This window comes from Streptomyces sp. NPDC049585, from assembly GCF_040675615.1.
Lineage (GTDB): Bacteria > Actinomycetota > Actinomycetes > Streptomycetales > Streptomycetaceae > Streptomyces > Streptomyces luteosporeus.
The window spans coordinates 1-18,952 of record NZ_JBFAPE010000011.1; the positions used below are offsets into that span (position 1 = coordinate 1).

Genomic DNA, 18,952 nt, shown 5'->3' on the forward strand with positions numbered 1-18,952 from the left:
GATCGGCGCCGACCCCCACGCGGCCCCCTTACCATTGGCATAAACACACCACACACCCCCCCGCGGGGGGGCGTCAAACCACCGGGTTCCCCCCCCCACGGCGTTGGTGTGTGTGCGGTGTGCGCGCGGGTCAGCTGCCGTCGCGCCGCAGGCTCGGCTTGAGCTCCTTGAAGCGGCCGAGGAGACCGTTGACGAAGGCGGGCGACTCGTCGGTCGAGAACTCCTTGGCCAGCTCCACGGCCTCGTCGATCGCCACCGCGTCCGGGGTCTCGTCCTCCCAGATCAGCTCGTACGCGCCGAGCCGCACGATGCTGCGGTCCGCGGCCGGCATCCGGTCCAGGTCCCAGTCGATCGCGTAGGTGGCGATCAGCTCGTCGATGCGGGGGGCGCGCTCGGCGTACCCCTCGACCAGCTGCATCGTGTACGGGTTCACCGGCGGCTGGCGGTCGTCGGACCGCGCGTGCCGGATCCAGTCCGCGAGGACGTCCCGCACGGCGCTGCCCCGCTGGTCGGCCTCGAAGAGGATCTGGAAGGCGCGCTTACGGGCCTTGCTACGGGCGGACACGGTTAGCTGTTCACCCGACCGAGGTAATCGCCGGTACGGGTGTCGACCTTGACCTTCTCACCCGTGGTGATGAAGAGGGGGACCTGGATCTCGTAGCCGGTCTCCAGCGTGGCGGGCTTGGTGCCACCGGTGGAGCGGTCGCCCTGGACACCCGGCTCGGTCTCCTGGATGACCAGCTCGACGGCGGCCGGCAGCTCGACGTAGAGCACGGAGCCCTCGTTCTGCGCGACGACGGCCTCGAAGCCCTCGATCAGGAAGTTGGCGGCGTCACCGACGGTCTTGCGGTCGATGTGCAGCTGGTCGTACGTGTCCATGTCCATGAACACGAAGTACTCGCCGTCCATGTACGAGAACTGCATACCGCGCTTGTCGACGTTGGCCGTCTCGACCTTGACGCCGGCGTTGAAGGTCTTGTCGACGACCTTGCCGGAGAGCACGTTCTTCAGCTTCGTACGGACGAAGGCGGGGCCCTTGCCGGGCTTGACGTGCTGGAACTCGACGACGGACCAGAGCTGGCCGCCTTCGAGCTTGAGCACCATGCCGTTCTTGAGGTCGTTCGTGGATGCCACGGTTGCGGAATCTCCTGGACTGGTGGAACCAGAAAGTGCGGTGCGCCCCGCTAGAGCGCGAGCAGCTCTTTGGTCGTGATGGTGAGTAGCTCGGGTCCGCCGTCCGCCTCGGGGCGGACGACGAGCGTGTCATCGATCCGGACGCCGCCCCGCCCCGGGAGGTGGACTCCCGGATCTACGGTGACCGGCACGCAAGCGTCCAGTTTACCCATGGCCGACGGTGCCAGCCGAGGGTCCTCGTCGTTTTCGAGTCCCACGCCGTGGCCGATGCGGGGCCCCACGCGCTCCCCGTGGCCTGCGGCCTCCAGCACGGTACGCGCCGCGCGGTCCACATCCCGGTAGGCCGCGCCCGGCACCAGGGCCTCACGACCCGCGCGCTGGGCGGCGAAGACCTGCTCGTACAGCTCGATCTGCCAGTCCGCCGGCGAGGCGCCGATGACGAACGTACGAGCGATCTCGCTCCGGTATCCACGATAGTCCGCCCCCAGGCAGACGCTCAGGAAATCCCCCTCCTCCACCCTGCGGTCGGTGGGCACATGGCCGCACCGCCCGGAGTGCGGGCCGCTGCCCACCGAGGTGGCGAAGGCCGCCCCGTCCGCGCCGTGGTCGATCAGCCGCCGCTCCAGCTCCAGCGCCAGGTGCCGCTCCGTGCGGCCCACCAGGATCGACTCCAGCAGCTCGCCGAGCGCCTGGTCGGCGATCTCCGCCGCGATACGCAGGGAGGAGATCTCCTCGTCGTCCTTGACCACCCGCTGCTGCTCCACGGCCGGGCCCAGGTCCACCAGGCGCGTCCGGGCCGCCACGGAGACCACGGCACGGTGCCGGGAGACGGTCAGATGGTGCTCCTCCACGGCCAGTGACCGCACCCCGCTCTCCACCGCCCGCTCGGCGGCGGCCACCGCCGGATCGCCCTCCGGCGAGGGAAGCACCAGGACGGGCAGGTCGTCGGCGGGCCTGCCGGCACCGGTGACGTCGGCGAACGGATCCCCCGCGCACACCAGCACATCGTGCCCGGGAACGAGGAGCAGCGCGGCGCCGGGCGGAGCGCCGCCCGTCAGATACCGGACGTTGGCGCCGCCGGTGACCAGGGCGGCCTCGCTGCCGCCCGCGGCACAGCGCTCGCGCAGCCGGGCGCGCCGGGCCGCGTACACCTCGGACATGCCTCCGAGCGTACGTTCGGCGGCGCCGTCCGGCTCCTCCAGCGCCTCCGGACGAGCGGTTACCAGGTGGTCAGCGCCCGGGCCACGACCTCGTCGATCAGGCGGGCCGTGGTGGCGACGTCCTGCTGCGAATTGTCGATGATCGGCAGCCCCGAGCCGTACCAGCCGGCCATGCGGCCGTGGATCCGGGCGACCTCCTCGTCGCCGAGGCGGCGGTTGCCGGTGCGCTCCGCATTGCGCTCCAGCACCACCTCCAGGCCCGGCAGCAGCACCACCGGCAGCAGGCCCGGGCCCACGTGCCGCTTCCAGCCGCCGAGGCCGACGGCGGGCCAGTCGGGGAAGACGGCGTCGTCGATGATGCAGGAGATGCCGTTGGCCAGGAAGTTGCGGGCGGCGAAGCCGCAGGTGCGGCGGGCCAGGCGGTACTGCGCCTCGGAGTGCTCGTTCCAGCCCGACTGCGGGTCGGCGAAACCGGAGCGCACCCACTCGCGGACGTCGTCCAGGCTGATGTGGGCCGTCGGCACCCGGCGGGTGTCCGCCCAGTACCGGGCGACGGTGGTCTTGCCCGCCCCGGCGGGCCCGATGAGCAGCACCGCCACGGCGGCGGTGGTCGCGTCCGCCGGCGGCACGGCCGGCATCGGCGGATGGGCGGGAGGCAACGACGGCCCCACGGGCTGCTGCATCTCTGTGGCACGCTCCGTTTTCGTGCGGTGGTTCCTTGCGACCCGGTCCCGACATGCCGGACGGGCTGACGTGTCAGCCCGTCCGGCGTTCGAGGACAACGAGCGCGTCAGGCGGCGAGTTCCTCCGCCAGCGCGCGCAGCGCGAGGCGGTAGGAGCCGATCCCGAACCCGGCCACCGTACCGCTCGCCACCGCCGCGATCACCGACGTGTGACGGAACTCCTCCCGGGCATAGGGGTTGGAGATGTGCACCTCGATCAGCGGTGCCGTCCGCTGCGCCGCGGCGTCCCGCATCGCGTACGAGTAGTGCGTGAACGCCCCGGGGTTGATGACGACCGGCACGGAGCCGTCGGCCGCCTCGTGGAGCCAGCGCACCATCTCGCCCTCGTCGTTGGTCTCGCGCACCTCGACCTCGAAGCCGAGCTCGGCGCCGAGCCGGGTGCACGCCTCGACGAGTCCCTTGTAGGACGTCGAGCCGTAGACGTCGGGTTCGCGGGAGCCGAGGCGCCCGAGGTTGGGGCCGTTGAGGACGAGAACACGGCGCGCGCTCACGCCGCGATCTCCGCGTGCGCGGCCAGCAGCATGGCCGGGTCCGGGCCCTCCAGCACGGTGGGCTTGGCCAGGCCGTCGAGGACGATGAAGCGCAGGCGGTCGCCGCGCGACTTCTTGTCGACCTTCATGGTCTCCAGCAGCCGGGGCCACTGGTCGCCGCGGTAGGTCACCGGCAGGCCGACGGATGCGAGGACGGCCCGGTGCCGGTCGGCGGTCGCGTCGTCCAGGCGCCCGGCGATACGGCCGAGTTCGGCGGCGAAGACCATGCCGACGGCCACGGCGGCGCCGTGGCGCCAGTTGTAGCGCTCGTTCTTCTCGATGGCGTGGGCGAGGGTGTGGCCGTAGTTGAGGATCTCGCGGCGGCCGGACTCCTTGAGGTCGCCGGAGACGACCTCGGCCTTGACCCGGATCGCCCGCTCGATGAGCTCGGCGGCATGCGGGCCGTGCGGCGTACGGGCGGCCTGCGGGTCGGCCTCGATGAGGTCGAGGATGACCGGGTCGGCGATGAAGCCGGCCTTGATGATCTCGGCGAGGCCGCTGACGTAGTCGTTGACGGGCAGCGACTCCAGCGCGGCCAGGTCGCACAGCACACCGGCGGGCGGGTGGAAGGCGCCGACCAGGTTCTTGCCCTCGGCGGTGTTGATGCCGGTCTTGCCGCCCACGGCGGCGTCGACCATGCCCAGAACGGTCGTCGGCACCGCGATCCAGCGCACGCCCCGCAGCCAGGTGGCGGCCACGAACCCGGCGAGGTCGGTGGTGGCGCCGCCGCCCACGCCGACGATGACGTCGGTGCGGGTGAACTTGGACTGGCCCAGCGCCTTCCAGCAGTAGGCGGCGACCTCGGCGGTCTTGGCCTCCTCGGCGTTGGGCAGCTGGATCGCGATCGTCTCGAAGCCCTGCGCGGCGAGGTCCTCGCGCAGCGCCTCGCCGGTGGCGGCGAGGGCCTCGGGGTGCAGCACGGCCACGCGCTTGGCCTGCGGCCCGATCAGGCCGGGCAGCTCACCGAGCAGCTGGTGGCCGACCAGGACCTCGTACGGGTCGGTGCCCGCGCTGCCGGCGACCTGGATGCGGGTGGGGGCGTCGGTCATGCGTTCCTCACTGCGGGGATTCAGTGGTGTCGGTGGTGGGCGCGGGCCGCAGCGCCAGCGCCTCGGTGACGGCGTCGGCGACCTCGTCCGGGGTGCGCCCGCCGGTGGTGACGACGGCGGTGGCCACCTCGGTGTACAGCGGCCGGCGCTGCTCCATCAGCTCGCGCCAGCGCTTGCGCGGGTTGACGGCCAGCAGCGGGCGCGGGGCGTCCAGGCCGACGCGGCGCACGGCATCGGCCAGGTCGACGTCGAGGAAGACCACCGGCAGGCCCTTGAGCAGGGCCCGGGTGCCCTCGTCCATGACGGCGCCGCCGCCGAGGGCGAGCACGCCGGGGTGCTCGGCCACGGCGGCACGCACGGCCTGCCGCTCCAGTGCGCGGAAGTGCGGCTCGCCCTCGTCGATGAAGATCTCCGGGATGGGCTTGCCCGCGGTGGCCTCGATGTCGGCGTCGGTGTCCCGGTAGCCGGTGCCCAGCCGCTCGGCGAGCAGGGCGCCGATGGTGGACTTGCCCGCGCCGGGCGGGCCCACCAGGACGACGAGCGGCGGCGGGGTCACTTGATGGCCAGGTTGTCGAGGTATCCGCGGACGTTGCGGCGGGTCTCGCCGACGCTGTCGCCGCCGAACTTCTCGACCACCGCGTCGGCCAGGACGAGGGCGACCATGGCCTCGGCGACGATGCCGGCGGCCGGTACGGCGCAGACGTCGGAGCGCTGGTGGTGGGCCGCGGCCGGCTCGCCGGTGGTGACGTCCACGGTGCGCAGGGCGCGCGGGACGGTGGCGATGGGCTTCATGGCGGCGCGGACGCGCAGCAGCTCGCCCGTGGTCAGACCGCCCTCGGTGCCGCCGGAGCGGCCGGAGGCGCGGCGGATGCCGTCCTCGGTGGCGACGATCTCGTCGTGCGCCTTGGACCCGGGCACGCGGGCCAGCTCGAAGCCGTCGCCGACCTCGACGCCCTTGATCGCCTGAATACCCATCAGCGCGGCCGCGAGGCGCGCGTCCAGGCGACGGTCCCAGTGGACGTGCGAGCCCAGGCCGACGGGGACGCCGTAGGCGAGGACCTCGACGACGCCACCGAGGGTGTCGCCGTCCTTGTGGGCCTGGTCGATCTCGGCGACCATCGCCTTGCTCGCGTCCTGGTCGAGGCAGCGCACCGGGTCGGCATCCAGCCGCTCGACGTCGGCGGGGGTGGGGTACACGCCGTAGGGAGCCTTGGCGGAGGCGAGCTCGACGACGTGGGAGACGATCTCGATGCCGGCCGTCTCCTTCAGGAAGGAGCGGGCCACGGCGCCGAGCGCGACGCGGGCGGCGGTCTCCCGGGCGGAGGCGCGCTCCAGGATCGGGCGGGCATCCTGCAGGTCGTACTTCTGCATGCCTGCCAGGTCCGCATGCCCCGGACGCGGCCGCGTCAGCGGCGCATTACGTGCCAGGTCGGCGAGCTCGGCCGGGTCCACCGGATCGGCGGCCATGACCTTCTCCCACTTGGGCCACTCGGTGTTGCCCACCATGACCGCCACCGGGGAGCCCAGGGTCAGGCCGTGCCGGACGCCGCCGAGGAAGGTGACCTCGTCGCGCTCGAACTTCATGCGAGCACCGCGTCCATAGCCCAGTCGCCGCCGCGCCAGGTGGTCCGCCACCATCTCGGTGGTGATCGGCACGCCGGCGGGCAGACCCTCCAGCGTCGCAACCAGTGCGGGGCCGTGCGACTCCCCCGCGGTCAGCCAGCGCAACCTGCTCAACGGTGCTCCTCAGTAGCCATGGCCATGCGAAATGCTCGTTCCGATCCTCCCACGAGCCGCCGGTGGTCCCGGCACAGGTCCACGGTACGGACGGATCGGTACGGAATGCGGGCGTCCGCTGCAGGATCCGTCAGGTCCCCCGCGCCGCCAGCGCCGCCTCGCCGGCGGCGCGCATGGCGGCCAGGGGGGCCGGGGCGCGGCCGGTCATGAGCTCGACCTGCAGCACGGCCTGGTGCACCAGGAGGTCCAGGCCGCCCAGGACGGCGCCGCCGCGGGCGCTCCAGGCGGCGGCCAGCGGGGTGGGCCAGGGCTCGTACAGCACGTCGAAGAGCGTCCCGGGCCGCTCGGGCACGGCTACGGCCAGGGCGTCGGTGGCGCCGGCCGGCGTGGTGGAGACGACCAGCGGGGCGCCCAGGGCCTCGCCGGCGCGGGACCAGTCCGCCGTGCGGACGGGCACGCCGAGCCGCTCGCCCCAGTGCCGCATCTCGGCGGCGCGCTCGGGGCTGCGGACGTACGCGGTGACCTCGCCGGTGCAGATGCGGGCGAGGGCGGCGAGGGCGGAGGAGGCGGTGGCGCCGGCGCCGAGGACGGCGGCGGACTCCACCTTCTCCACGCCCCGCTCGCTCAGGGCCGCGATCAGGCCGGGGATGTCGGTGTTCTCGCCCAGGCGCCGGCCGTCGCCGGTGAGCACGAGGGTGTTGACGGCCTCGACGGCCTCGGCGGTGGGGCTGATCTCGTCGAGCAGGGGGATGACGGCCCGCTTGAGGGGCATGGTCAGCGACAGCCCGGCCCAGGTGTCGTCGAGCGTCTCGACGAAGCAGGGCAGGGCGGCCTCGTCCACCTCGAAGCGGTCGTACGTCCACTCCGCCAGGCCCAGCTCCGCGTAGGCGGCACGGTGCAGCACGGGCGAGAGCGAGTGCGCGATGGGCGAGCCGAGGACGGCGGCCCGGCGCCGGGCTGTCATCGGGCGGCCGCCTTCTTCTGCTTGCTCTCCTGCTCGTAGCGCTGCCGGTTCTTGTTGTGCTCCTCGTTGGTCACGGCGAACAGCGTCTCGTTCTCGTTGATCGACACGAAGTAGTACCAGGGGCCGGCCGCCGGGTTGAGGGCGGACTTCAGCGCCTCCAGGCCCGGGTTGTCGATGGGGCCGGGGGGCAGGCCCTTGATCTTGTAGGTGTTGTACGGGTCGTTGAACTTCCGCAGGTCGCTGACGGCGCCGGTGTCCAGCGTGCTGGTGTTCTTGGCGTAGTTGACCGTGGAGTCGAAGTCGAGCAGGCCGTAGGTCTCCTTGTTGTCCGGCTTGAGCCGGTTGTAGATGACGCGGGAGACCTTGTCGAAGTCGTGCTTGTAGCGGCCCTCGGCCTGGACGAGGCTGGCGACGGTGATCACCTGCAGCGGCGACTTCAGGCCGAGCTGCTGGGCCTTGCCGACGACGTCCTGCTTGTCGTAGTTCTCCTTGGCCCGGGCGACCATCTGGCGCAGGACGTCCTCGGGCTTGGTGCCCTTGCCCGCGCTGTACTGCGAGGGGAAGAGGAAGCCCTCCAGGGGGTCCTTGATGCTGGACTCGCCGCCCGCCCACTCGGGCAGGCCGAGGTTCTTCGCCTGGCTGCGGGCGACGTTCTTGGTGGTGCCCGCCGGGATCCCCAGCTTCTTGTCGATCGTCGCGTAGACCTCGCCGGCGCGCAGGCCCTCGGCGATGACGAGGAAGTTGGCGGAGTTCGTCATCATCGCGACGGCCGCCTTGCCGGACATCTCCTTGTGCAGGCTGTACGTGCCCGGCTGGATGGACGCCTTGGCCGCCGCCTCGGTGAAGGCGCCGACGCTCTTGACCACGCCGGCCTTCTCCAGAACCTGGCCCATCTGGGTCAGGGAGGCGCCCTTGGGGATCTCGACCTGGACCTGGCCGGTGCCCTCGCCGTCGTAGTCGGGCGCGGCGCCGTAGTGGGTCTGCCAGTAGTCGTAGGCGAGGTAGCCGCCACCGCCCACGCCACCGACGAGGACCACGGCGACCAGCAGGCAGGCGGTACCGCTGCGGCGCTTGTTCTTCTTCTCGCGCCCCTTGTCGCGTCCCTTGCCCTTGCCGCGGCGCTCGCGGCCGCGCTCCTCGGTGGCGGGCTCCGGTTCGTCGCCGGGCACCGGCTCGTCGGCGGGGTCGTCGAAGAGGGAGATCCGCTCCTCGCCGGGCTCGGTGTGCCAGGGCTCCTGCGCGGGCGGGACCGGTGCCGGGTGCGCCCCGGTGTCATGCGGGCCGTGCTGTTCCCCGGCGTACGGCTGCTGGGGCACATGGGCCTGCTGGGGGGCGTGCGGCTGCTGGGGGATGTGCTGCTGAGGCATGTGCTGCTGGGGGTAACCGCCGGGCTGGCCGGCCGAGTTCGCCTGGTCGTAATAGGCGCCCTGCTGACCGTCGTACGTGGTGGTGTTGGAGCCGTGGCTCGTGTAGGGGTCGCCGTGGCCGGCGGGGTAGGGACCCCCCGCGCCCTGCGAGGGGTCCCAGCCGCCGTACTGCTGCTGCGGACCGGGGTGGTGGGGCTGCGCCGGCTGCTGCCCGTACTGCTGCCCGTGGTACCCCTGGTCCCCGTACAGGGGATCCTCGGGGTGCCACGGTTGGGAGCCGGAACCCCGGCCGTACTCAGTCATCTGTCCCCTAGAGCCGCACAGCGGCAGCCGTTGGGCGCTCGGTGAGCGCGAGAGTCCGATGCCTGGTCCTGCCCGGAAGGCATTCGAACAGCTGCCATGTCGCGCGGAACGTTACCGTATTGCGATCAGATGACCACTTCGACGGTCTCCCCCGGCGGACGCCCGGAGACCTTCTCGGTCTCCAGGGCGTTCTGCAGGATCACCACGGCGGCCGCCTGGTCGACGACCGAGCGCCCCTTCTTCGAGCTGACGCCCGAGGCACGCAGCCCCTGGGTCGCGGTGACCGTCGTCATCCGCTCGTCGACCAGCCGGACGGGCACCGGCGCGATGCGCCGGGCCATCTCCTTGGCGAAGGTGCGGACCTTGGCCGCGGCCGGCCCCTCCCCCCCTTTGAGGGAGCGGGGCAGACCGACGACGACCTCGAGGGGCTCGTACTCCGCGACGATCGCCACCAGCCGCTTGTGGGCCTGCGGGATGTCGCGTCCGGGCACGGTCTCGACCGGGGTGGCGAGGATCCCGTCGGGGTCGCACGAGGCGACCCCGATCCGGGCGTCCCCGACGTCCACGGCGATGCGCCTGCCGCGTCGCACGGCCTCAGGCCGCTTCTGCGACGAGGCGCTCGACGGCGGCGACGGCCTCGTCGACGGCCTCGGGGTTCTGGCCGCCGCCCTGGGCGACGTCCGGCTTGCCGCCGCCACCGCCGCCGAGGGTCTTGGCCGCGGTGCGGACCAGGTCGCCGGCCTTCAGGCCGCGCTCGCGGGCGGCCTCGTTGGTGGCGATGACGGTCAGCGGGCGGCCGTTCGCCACGGTGAACAGGGCCACGACGGCCGGGCGGCCGCCGGTGATGCGCCCGCGCACGTCCAGCACCAGCTTGCGCAGGTCGTCGGCGCCGGTGCCGTCCGGCACCCTGCCGGCGACGAAGGCGATGCCGTGGAGGTCCTTGGCGCCCTCGGCCAGGCCGGCCGCGGCCTGCAGGACCTTCTCGGCGCGGAAGCGCTCGATCTCCTTCTCGGCCTCCTTGAGCTTGGCGAGCATGCCCGAGATCTTCTCCGGCAGCTCCTCCGGGCGGCCCTTGACCAGCTCGGTGAGCTGGGCGACGACCGTGTGCTCCTTGGCCAGGAAGTTGTAGGCGTCGGCACCGACGAGGGCCTCGACACGGCGGACGCCCGAGCCGATGGAGGACTCGCCCAGCAGCTTGACCAGACCCAGCTGGGAGGTGTTGTGCACGTGCGTGCCGCCGCACAGCTCCTTGGAGAAGTCGCCGATGGTCACCACGCGCACGCGCTCGCCGTACTTCTCGCCGAACTCGGCGATGGCGCCCTGCTTCTTGGCGTCCTCCAGGCTCATCACCTCGGCCTGGACGTCCAGCTCGCGGGAGAGGACCTCGTTGATGCGCTGCTCGACGTCGGTCAGCACGCTGCCGGGCACGGCGGTCGGCGAGCCGAAGTCGAAGCGGAAGCGGCCCGGGGAGTTCTCCGAACCGGCCTGGGCGGCCGTCGGGCCCAGGGCGTCGCGCAGCGCCTGGTGGGTGAGGTGGGTGGCGCTGTGGGCGCGGGCGATGGCGCGGCGGCGCCGGACGTCGATCGCGGCGTAGGCCGAGGCACCGACGGTGACCTCGCCGACCTGGACGACGCCCTTGTGGACGTGGACGCCCGGGACGGGCTTCTGGACGTCGCGGATCTCGATGACGGCGCCGTTGTCCAGCTTGATGCGGCCGGTGTCGGCGAGCTGACCGCCGCCCTCGGCGTAGAAGGGGGTGCGGTCGAGGACGACCTCGACCTCGTCGCCCTCGGAGGCGGCCGGCGAGGGCAGGCCGTCGACGAGCAGGCCGACGACGGTCGACTCGCCCTCGGTGAGGGTGTAGCCGGTGAAGTCGGTGGCACCGGCGGTGTCGGCCACCTCGCGGTAGGCGGACAGGTCGGCGTGGCCGGTCTTCTTGGCCTTGGCGTCGGCCTTGGCCCGCTCCCGCTGCTCCTTCATCAGGCGGCGGAAGCCGTCCTCGTCCACCTTCAGGCCCTGCTCGGCGGCCATCTCGAGGGTGAGGTCGATCGGGAAGCCCCAGGTGTCGTGGAGCAGGAACGCCTTGTCGCCGGCGAGGACCGTGCCGCCGGCGGCCTTGGTCTCGGTGACGGCGGTGTCGAGGATGTTGGTGCCGGCCTTGAGCGTCTTGAGGAAGGCGGCCTCCTCGGCGAGCGCGACGGTCTCGATGCGCGAGCGGTCGGTGATCAGCTCCGGGTACTGCTGGCCCATCGTGCGGATGACGACGTCGAGCAGCTCGGCGACGACCGGGCCGGTGGCGCCCAGCATGCGCATGTTGCGGATGGCGCGGCGCATGATGCGGCGCAGCACGTAGCCGCGGCCCTCGTTGCCGGGGGTGACGCCGTCGCCGATGAGCATCGTCGAGGTGCGCAGGTGGTCGGCGACCACGCGCAGGGAGACGTCGGTGTCCTTGGTGGCGCCGTAGCGGACGCCGGTCAGCTCGGTGGCCTTGTCGATCACGACGCGCAGGGTGTCGGTCTCGTACATGTTCTGCACGCCCTGCAGGATCATCGCCAGGCGCTCGAGGCCGAGGCCGGTGTCGATGTTCTGGGCGGGCAGGTCGCCGAGGATCGGGAAGTCCTCCTTGCCCTCGCCGGCGCCGCGCTCGTACTGCATGAAGACCAGGTTCCAGATCTCCACGTAGCGCTCGTCGTTGACGGCCGGGCCGCCCTCGATACCGAACTCCGGGCCCCGGTCGTAGTTGATCTCGGAGCACGGGCCGCAGGGGCCGGGCACGCCCATGGACCAGAAGTTCTCCTTCTTGCCCAGGCGCTGGATGCGCTGGGCGGGCACGCCGACGACGTCGCGCCAGATGCGCTCGGCCTCGTCGTCGTCCAGGTAGACGGTGATCCAGAGCTTCTCCGGCTCCAGGCCGTAGCCGCCGTCCGCCACGGGAGTCGTCAGCAGCTCCCAGGCGTACTTGATCGCGCCTTCCTTGAAGTAGTCGCCGAAGGAGAAGTTGCCGCACATCTGGAAGAACGTGCCGTGCCGGGTGGTCTTGCCGACCTCCTCGATGTCCGGCGTGCGCACGCACTTCTGCACGCTGGTGGCGCGGCTGAAGGAGGGCTTCACCTCGCCGAGGAAGTACGGCTTGAAGGGCACCATGCCCGCGTTGACCAGCAGCAGGGTCGGGTCGTCCGCGATGAGCGACGCCGACGGCACGACGGTGTGCCCGCGCTCCTCGAAGAAGCGCAGCCAGCGCCTGCGGATTTCAGCCGACTCCATCAGTGGTCCTCTTTCCGGGTGAGCGTGTGGTGGGGGTGGGGCGGTTCGAGCGCGACCAGGCGGCGCTGCTCGGGCAGTGCATGGGGCTCGGGGGGCGCGGCGTTCAGACCGAGCGCCTCCTTGAGCGCCTCTTCACGGTGCGCCATGCCGTCGCGCACGTCGAGTGCGAAGAGCTTGACCTTGCGGCCGGCGACGACCGCCCGGTCCGCCGCCTGCAGGGCCAGGCTCTCCGGAGTGAGCTTGGCCAGCTTGCGGTTGACCTTGGTGGTGGCCCACACACCGGCTGCTACACCGGTGGTGAACCAGAAGGCGCGGCGGAACATTTCTGGGTCAGCCCTTCCCACGGGTACGGCGGCCGCCGCGCCGGGCGGACGGGAGCGTCCGGCCGGCGAGAACGGTGCTCTGCTGCTGTGCCTCGGGCGCGGCCTTGCGGCCGATCGCGCGGCGCACGCCGTAGCTGAACGCGGCGACCTTGACCAGGGGCCCGCCGAAGGCGGTGGAGACGGTGGAGGACAGCGCGGAGGCGTTCGCGGTGACCTCCTGGACGTCCGCGGTGATCGAGTCGACGCGGGCGAGCTGGTGGTTCGCCGAGCGGACGGTCGCGGAGGCGTCGGCGAGCAGGGGCACGGCCTGCTCGGAGATGTCGGAGACCAGCCGGGTGGCGGCCTTGAGCGTCTGCGCGAGCCGCACCAGGGCCAGCGCGATGAACGACACGAGGATCGCCCAGAAGACGGCCACGAGGATCCCGGCCACCTCTCCACCGGACACGCTGCACCGCTCCCTAGCTGTTGCACGTCACTACTGGTCGTACCGACCTTATCGCGCCGGGCGCACCGGCCCGTACCGCATTACCGGGCCGTAGGCGCGTCCGGCTCCGTGAACGCGCAAGCCCGCCGGCTCGCCGCCGCAGGGGCGGGCGAAGTCGGCGGGCAGGGCGAAGAAGGAAGTCCCTACGTCCGCGTCAGCGGGCGTAGTACTCGACGACCAGCTGCTCGTCGCAGATGACCGGGATCTCCTTGCGGTTCGGCTCGCGGTCCAGGCGGAAGGCCAGCGCAGCCAGGTTGACCTGGAGGTAGCGCGGGGTCTCGCCGTCGGCGGCGAAGCCACCGGCGCGGGCCGTCTCGAAGAGGGCCTTGGCGCGGCTGCGCTCGCGGACCATCACGACGTCGTTCGGACGGACGCGGAAGGACGGCTTGTCGACCTTCTTGCCGTTGACCTCGAGGTGGCCGTGGACGACCATCTGGCGGGCCTGGTAGATGGTGCGGGCGATGCCCGAACGCAGGACCAGGGCGTCGAGACGACGCTCGAGCTCGACGACCAGCGCCTCGCCGGTCTTGCCCTCGGCCTTCTTGGCGCGGTCGTAGGCGCGCGCCATCTGCTTCTCGCTGATGTCGTACTGGGCGCGCAGACGCTGCTTCTCGAGCAGACGGACCTTGTAGTCCGAGTTCTGCTTGCGGCCACGGCCGTGCTCGCCCGGCGGGTAGGGGCGGGCCTCGAAGTACTTGACGGCCTTCGGGGTCAGCGCAATGCCGAGCGCACGAGACTTCTTGACCTTGGGACGCGACTGGTTAGGCACGTTCTCCAGACCTCCGTTGATAAGTTAGGTTAGGCTTACCTTACTCAAGGAGATCGCATGTCTCGTCCGGGGAACACCAGTCACATCACGGACAGCACGAAGGGATCCACAAAGGGATCCGACGCTCCAGAGGGCGTCAACGTGACGGAGGTCCGATCAGATCGTGGTCAGCCGCGTCCCAGCGGACTTGAGATCGCCCGGATGCCGTCAGCAGCCGAACGCACACGAACTCTCGTACAGAGTACATGCTCCGCGGCCCTGCTGATTCCAGGGGCCCCCGCGGCGGAGGCGCTGCACGTGCTGGAGCCGCGCTCCGTGGGCCGCAGCGGCGAGATCCTGCTGGGCAGTGGCCACCTCGGCGGGACCACCACCGCGGTGCTCGAACTCGTCGACGTCGCCCCGGTCGCCGTGCGCGACCGCATCCGCGGCCGGGCCCGCATCACCGGCCGGCTCACCTGCGCCGACGGCGTCCTGCGGCTGGAGCCGACCGCAGCGTACGTCGACGACCTGTGGGGCGCGCAATCCGTCGCCCCCGAGGACTTCGCCCGCGCCTCGGCCGACCCGCTGGCCGCGTACGAGGCGGAACTGCTGCAGCACCTGCACGTGGGCCACGACGACCAGGTACGGGCGCTGGCCGCGCTGCTGGACATGCCCGGGTGCGCCTCGGCGGTGCCGCTGGCCCTGGACCGCTTCGGCCTGCGGGTGCGCTTCACCTTCGCGGGCGGCAGCGGCCACGTGGACGCCCGCTTCGAGTTCCCCCACCCCGTGGGCGACATCCGCGCCCTGCGCACCGAGATGCACCGCCTCTTCGCCTCCGCCGGCCTGTAGCGGCGCCGGCGGCCGGGGCCGGGCTACTCCCCCTGCGGCTCGCCCCGCAGGCGGGAGCGGACCCGCTCCACCACGTCCGCGTAGCGCGCCTCCGCCCCGTACCGCGTCGGCTCGTAGTACCGCTTGCCGTGCACCGCGTCCGGCGCGTACTGCTGCGCCGCGATCCCGCCCGGCACGTCGTGCGGATAGACGTACCCCTGCCCGTGCCCCAGCTTCTGGGCGCCCTTGTAGTGGCTGTCCCGCAGGTGCGCGGGGACGGGGCCGGCCAGGCCCGCCCGTACGTCCGCCAGCGCCGCGTCGATCGCCAGGTACGCGGCGTTGGACTTCGGGGCCAGGGCCAGCGCCACCGCGACCTGGCTCAGGATGATCCGCGCCTCGGGGAAGCCGATCATCGCCACGGCCTGGGCCCCCGCGACGGCCGTCTGCAGCGCGGTGGGGTCGGCCAGCCCGATGTCCTCGCTGGCGGAGATCATCAGTCGGCGGGCGATGAACCGCGGGTCCTCCCCCGCCTCGATCATGCGCGCCAGATAGTGCAGCGTGGCGTCGACGTCCGAGCCGCGGATGGACTTGATCAGCGCGCTGGCCACGTCGTAGTGCTGGTCACCGGCCCGGTCGTACTTCACCGCCGCGCGGTCGACCGCGGCCTCCAGCGTCTCCAGGGTGATCACCGCCTCGCCCTGGGCGAGGGCCGAGCCGGCGCCCGCCTCCAGGGCGGTCAGCGCCCGGCGCGCGTCCCCGCCGGCGATGCGCAGCAGGTGGGCCTCGGTGTCCTCGGGGAGCGTGACCGCCCCGCCGAGCCCCCGCTCGTCGGTGAGGGCGCGGTGGATCAGGCCGCGCAGGTCGTCGTCGGTCAGGGCCTGCAGGGTCAGCAGCAGGGAGCGCGAGAGCAGCGGCGAGATGATCGAGAAGTAGGGGTTCTCCGTGGTGGCCGCGATGAGGGTGACCCAGCGGTTCTCCACGGCGGGCAGCAGGGAGTCCTGCTGGGCCTTGCTGAAGCGGTGGATCTCGTCGAGGAAGAGGACGGTCTCCTTGCCGTAGCCGCCCGAGGCGCGGCGGGCGCCGTCGATGACGGCCCGGACCTCCTTGACGCCCGCGGTGATCGCGGAGAGCTCCACGAAGCGCTTGTGGGTGGCCTGGCTGACGACGTAGGCCAGGGTCGTCTTGCCGGTGCCGGGCGGGCCCCAGAGGATCACCGAGGAGGGGCCGGCGGGGCCGCCGCTGCCCTCCCCGACAAGGCGGCGCAGCGGCGAGCCGGGCCGCAGGAGATGCCCCTGCCCGACGACCTCGTCGAGGGTGCGGGGACGCATGCGGACGGCCAGGGGGCTGGCCGCCGGGTCCTTCTCCTGGCGGTCCTCTGCGGCTGCGGTGAACAGGTCGGGCTCCACACCGAAACCCTAAGCCCTGCCTCTGACACCACCGCCCGATCGCGCCAGGTGCCCGGCGATCAGGCGGTGCCGCCCGTCCAGAACCACCACCACTTGGTGAGGATCAGCATGCCGATCACGCCGATCCACAGCACCGGCACGACCCAGTGGAACTCCAGCAGGCCGCGGCGCAGGCCCTCGGGCACCCGGATGAAGCGGTGCCGGATGTTCTGCAGCGTGACGTACCAGAACATGACGATGGTGGCGACCCAGGCCAGGCAGCACCACAGGCACAGCGAGCCGATGACGTACAGCGACTGGTACTGCAGCCACGTGACGAAGCCGACGCCGAAGAGGCAGCCGGCCTCCATGCCCAGCCAGTACCAGCGGCGGTAGCGGGCCCCGGCGAACAGCCCCATGCCCACCGCGATGATCACGGAGTAGGCGACCAGGCCGATCATCGGGTTCGGGAACCCGAACGCCTTGGCCTGGGCGCTCTCCATGATGTTTCCGCAGGAGACGATGGGGTTGAGGCTGCAGCCGGGGGTGAAGGTCGTACCGGCGACCTTGGCCTCGAGGATCTTGAGCTTGTCGATCGTGATGACCCACGAGGCCAGCAGCCCGGCGGCACCGGTGATCACCAGCAACCACGCGAACGCACGGCTGGCGCCCACCGCTCCGGTGGCGGGGACGTCCGGCCCCGCGTCGTCGGTGTCGGAGCGGTCGAGTGCCGAAGTGGTCATAGCGCTGTCGATCCCATCAGTAGGCCGTTGCCGCCCATTCTGCACCAGCAGCCTGTGAATCAGCCTTGGGCCGAAAGGACTTCACTCACAACGGTCTCGAGGGGCACGGCCTTCTGCTCGCCGCTCTCCAGATCCTTCAGCTGCACCACGCCCTCGGCCAGGTCCCGTTCGCCGGCGACGAGCGCGAAGCGGGCACCCGAGCGGTTGGCGGACTTCATGGCGTTCTTCAGGCCCTTGCCGCCGAAGGCGAAGTCGGTGGCGACGCCTGCCCGGCGCAGCTCGGTGACCGTGCCGAAGAGCACCCGGCGGGCCTCCTCGCCCAGCGGCACGGCGAAGACCTGGGTGGCCGCGGGCAGTTCGAGCTCGATGCCCTCGGCCTTGAGGGCCAGCACCGTGCGGTCGACGCCGAGCGCCCAGCCGACGGACGGCAGCGCGGGGCCGCCGATCATCTCGGAGAGGCCGTCGTAGCGGCCGCCGCCGCCGACCGCGGACTGCGAGCCGAGGCCGTCGTGGACGAACTCGAAGGTGGTGCGGGTGTAGTAGTCCAGGCCGCGGACCAGCTTGGGGTCGTCCTCGAAGGCGACACCGGCGGCGGTCAGCAGCTCGCGGACCTGCTCGTGGTACTCCTTGCACGCCTCGCACAGGTGGTCGCGCAGCATGGGGGCGCCGACGAGCTGCTTCTGGACGGCCTCGCGCTTGTCGTCGAGGACGCGCAGCGGGTTGATGTCGATGCGGCGGCGGGTGTCCTCGTCCAGGTCCAGGCCGCGCAGGAAGTCCTGCAGGGCGGCCCGGTAGGCGGGGCGGCACTCCTGGTCGCCGAGCGAGTTCAGCAGCAGGCGGAAGTTCTTCAGGCCGAGCGAGCGGTAGGCGTCGACGGCCAGGATGATCAGCTCGGCGTCGAGGGCGGGGTCCTCCGCGCCGATGGCCTCCGCGCCGACCTGGGAGAAGTGGCGGTAGCGGCCGGCCTGGGGGCGCTCGTAGCGGTAGTACGAGCCGGAGTACCAGAGCTTGACCGGCAGGTTGCCGGCCTTGTGGAGGTTGGCCTCCAGCGCGGCGCGCAGGACGGAGGCGGTGCCCTCGGGGCGCAGGGCGAGCTGGTCGCCGCCGCGGGTGGTGAGGGTGTACATCTCCTTGGTCACGATGTCGGTGGACTCGCCGACGCCGCGGGAGAACAGCTCGACCTGCTCGAAGCCCGGGGTCTCCACGTAGCCGTAGCCGGCCCGCTTGAGCGGCGCGGAGATCGCCTCGCGCACGGCGAGGTAGATCGCCGAGTCGGGGGGAAGGAGGTCGTAGGTGCCCTTGGGGGCCTTGAAGGTGCTCACGGAACTCTCGTCACATTCCTCGTCGCGGAGCCGGGGATCCGGCTCCGAAGCCGGCGGCCACCTCACGCAGGTAAGGGTTGGTGGCGCGCTCACGGCCGATGGTCGTCTGGGGGCCGTGGCCGGACAGCACCACGGTCGAGTCGTCCAGGGGCAGGCACACGCGTGCCAGCGACCGGAGCATCTCGCCGTGGTCACCGCCGGGCAGGTCGGTGCGTCCGATGGAGCCGGCGAACAGCAGGTCGCCGGAGAAGAACACCGAGGGGATCTCGGAGGTCTCCGGCAGCCTGAAGGTCACCGACCCCTTGGTATGGCCGGGCGCATGCGCGACGGTGAGCTCCATGCCGGCGAGCTGCAGCGTGCTGCCGTCGGACAGCTCCCTGAGGTCGTCGGGCTCCCCGATGGTCAGCTCGCCCATGAGCGGCTGCCCGATGGTGCGGCCCAGGGCCTTCTCCGGGTCGCTCATCATGTAGCGGTCGTCGGGGTGGATCCAGGCCGGGACGTCGTGGGCGCCGCACACCGGGACGACCGAGGCGACGTGGTCGAGGTGGCCGTGGGTGAGGACGACGGCGACGGGCTTGAGCCGATGCTTCTTCAGTGCTTCCTCGACGCCGGGGGCCGCCTGGTGGCCCGGGTCGATGATCACGCACTCCTCGCCGGCGGCCGGGGCGACCAGGTAGCAGTTGGTCCCCCAGGCTCCGGCGGGGAACCCGGCAATGAGCACGTTCGTCCTTAATGATCGGCAAGTCTGACAGGCGGTTGACCGGTCCGCGGCCCCCGTGCGCGGGGACCATCGGTCCGGATCGTCGTGGATGCAGCCTACCGGCGGCACTCCTGCCGCCGCGAACCCGTATACGGTACGGGCGATACT

The 18,952-nt window shown here is 71.8% G+C and carries 20 protein-coding genes; 1 reads left to right on the forward strand and 19 read right to left on the reverse strand.

Features of this window, described 5'->3' with window-relative positions; genetic code table 11:
• Window positions 1-130 precede the first annotated feature (130 nt).
• From nusB to rpsD, 15 genes are all read right to left on the reverse strand, one after another.
• A complete protein-coding gene (nusB, locus tag AB0K17_RS14375; RefSeq protein ID WP_365968198.1) occupies window positions 131-565 on the reverse strand; it encodes a transcription antitermination factor NusB in 435 nt (144 codons plus the stop codon).
• Between the two features lie 2 nt (window positions 566-567).
• The gene (gene efp, locus AB0K17_RS14380; RefSeq protein WP_365968199.1) at window positions 568-1,134 is read right to left on the reverse strand and encodes an elongation factor P; all 567 of its coding nucleotides are present in this window, start codon (window positions 1,132-1,134) and stop codon (window positions 568-570) included.
• A 50-nt stretch (window positions 1,135-1,184) separates the two neighbouring features.
• Window positions 1,185-2,294, reverse strand: coding sequence for a M24 family metallopeptidase (locus AB0K17_RS14385; protein WP_365968200.1), 1,110 nt, complete (start codon window positions 2,292-2,294; stop codon window positions 1,185-1,187).
• A 59-nt stretch (window positions 2,295-2,353) separates the two neighbouring features.
• Window positions 2,354-2,977, reverse strand: coding sequence for an AAA family ATPase (locus AB0K17_RS14390; RefSeq protein WP_365968201.1), 624 nt, complete (start codon window positions 2,975-2,977; stop codon window positions 2,354-2,356).
• A 107-nt stretch (window positions 2,978-3,084) separates the two neighbouring features.
• Window positions 3,085-3,528 carry a type II 3-dehydroquinate dehydratase gene (aroQ, locus tag AB0K17_RS14395; protein WP_365968202.1) on the reverse strand — a complete coding sequence of 148 codons (444 nt, stop codon included), beginning with the start codon at window positions 3,526-3,528 and terminating at the stop codon, window positions 3,085-3,087.
• Complete coding sequence (aroB, locus tag AB0K17_RS14400; RefSeq protein WP_365968203.1) at window positions 3,525-4,616, reverse strand: 3-dehydroquinate synthase; 1,092 nt, start codon at window positions 4,614-4,616, stop codon at window positions 3,525-3,527. Before aroB ends, aroQ begins: the two co-directional genes overlap by 4 nt.
• Before the next feature lie 7 nt (window positions 4,617-4,623).
• Window positions 4,624-5,172, reverse strand: a complete 549-nt coding sequence (locus tag AB0K17_RS14405) for a shikimate kinase (protein ID WP_365968204.1) — start codon at window positions 5,170-5,172, stop codon at window positions 4,624-4,626.
• Window positions 5,169-6,353 (reverse strand): chorismate synthase, encoded by a 1,185-nt coding sequence (gene aroC / locus AB0K17_RS14410; protein WP_365968205.1) that lies wholly within the window; start codon window positions 6,351-6,353, stop codon window positions 5,169-5,171. The genes AB0K17_RS14405 and aroC overlap by 4 nt, the downstream gene beginning before the upstream one ends.
• 130 nt (window positions 6,354-6,483) lie before the next feature.
• A complete protein-coding gene (locus AB0K17_RS14415; RefSeq protein WP_365968206.1) occupies window positions 6,484-7,317 on the reverse strand; it encodes a shikimate dehydrogenase in 834 nt (277 codons plus the stop codon).
• Window positions 7,314-8,987, reverse strand: coding sequence for an endolytic transglycosylase MltG (gene mltG, locus AB0K17_RS14420; RefSeq protein WP_365968207.1), 1,674 nt, complete (start codon window positions 8,985-8,987; stop codon window positions 7,314-7,316). The genes AB0K17_RS14415 and mltG overlap by 4 nt, the downstream gene beginning before the upstream one ends.
• A 125-nt stretch (window positions 8,988-9,112) precedes the next feature.
• Window positions 9,113-9,577: a Holliday junction resolvase RuvX gene (ruvX, locus tag AB0K17_RS14425; protein ID WP_344434118.1), complete on the reverse strand. Its 465-nt coding sequence runs from the start codon at window positions 9,575-9,577 to the stop codon at window positions 9,113-9,115.
• 4 nt (window positions 9,578-9,581) lie between these two features.
• Window positions 9,582-12,251 carry an alanine--tRNA ligase gene (gene alaS, locus AB0K17_RS14430; protein ID WP_365968208.1) on the reverse strand — a complete coding sequence of 890 codons (2,670 nt, stop codon included), beginning with the start codon at window positions 12,249-12,251 and terminating at the stop codon, window positions 9,582-9,584.
• The gene (locus AB0K17_RS14435) at window positions 12,251-12,574 is read right to left on the reverse strand and encodes a DUF6167 family protein (RefSeq protein ID WP_365983134.1); all 324 of its coding nucleotides are present in this window, start codon (window positions 12,572-12,574) and stop codon (window positions 12,251-12,253) included. The genes alaS and AB0K17_RS14435 overlap by 1 nt, the downstream gene beginning before the upstream one ends.
• Window positions 12,575-12,581: 7 nt before the next feature.
• Window positions 12,582-13,019, reverse strand: coding sequence for a DUF948 domain-containing protein (locus AB0K17_RS14440; RefSeq protein WP_344434121.1), 438 nt, complete (start codon window positions 13,017-13,019; stop codon window positions 12,582-12,584).
• A gap of 193 nt (window positions 13,020-13,212) precedes the next feature.
• Window positions 13,213-13,827 carry a 30S ribosomal protein S4 gene (gene rpsD / locus AB0K17_RS14445; protein WP_365968209.1) on the reverse strand — a complete coding sequence of 205 codons (615 nt, stop codon included), beginning with the start codon at window positions 13,825-13,827 and terminating at the stop codon, window positions 13,213-13,215.
• Between the two features lie 201 nt (window positions 13,828-14,028).
• Between rpsD and AB0K17_RS14450 the strand changes: the two genes are divergently transcribed.
• The gene (locus AB0K17_RS14450; protein ID WP_365968210.1) at window positions 14,029-14,655 is read left to right on the forward strand and encodes a DUF2470 domain-containing protein; all 627 of its coding nucleotides are present in this window, start codon (window positions 14,029-14,031) and stop codon (window positions 14,653-14,655) included.
• A 23-nt stretch (window positions 14,656-14,678) separates the two neighbouring features.
• Here AB0K17_RS14450 and AB0K17_RS14455 read toward each other — a convergent pair whose 3' ends face one another.
• Genes AB0K17_RS14455 through AB0K17_RS14470 form a run of 4 tightly spaced genes read right to left on the reverse strand, consistent with a single transcriptional unit; the run spans window position 14,679 to window position 18,805 of the window.
• Window positions 14,679-16,040 carry a replication-associated recombination protein A gene (locus AB0K17_RS14455; protein WP_365968211.1) on the reverse strand — a complete coding sequence of 454 codons (1,362 nt, stop codon included), beginning with the start codon at window positions 16,038-16,040 and terminating at the stop codon, window positions 14,679-14,681.
• Between the two features lie 59 nt (window positions 16,041-16,099).
• On the reverse strand, window positions 16,100-16,762 hold the full coding sequence (locus AB0K17_RS14460) for a vitamin K epoxide reductase family protein (protein ID WP_365968212.1): 663 nt from the start codon (window positions 16,760-16,762) through the stop codon (window positions 16,100-16,102).
• A gap of 59 nt (window positions 16,763-16,821) precedes the next feature.
• On the reverse strand, window positions 16,822-18,084 hold the full coding sequence (gene hisS, locus AB0K17_RS14465; RefSeq protein ID WP_365968213.1) for a histidine--tRNA ligase: 1,263 nt from the start codon (window positions 18,082-18,084) through the stop codon (window positions 16,822-16,824).
• Between the two features lie 10 nt (window positions 18,085-18,094).
• Entirely contained in the window at window positions 18,095-18,805 is a 711-nt protein-coding gene (locus AB0K17_RS14470; protein WP_365968214.1) for an MBL fold metallo-hydrolase, read from the reverse strand.
• Between the last annotated feature and the right edge of the window lie 147 nt (window positions 18,806-18,952).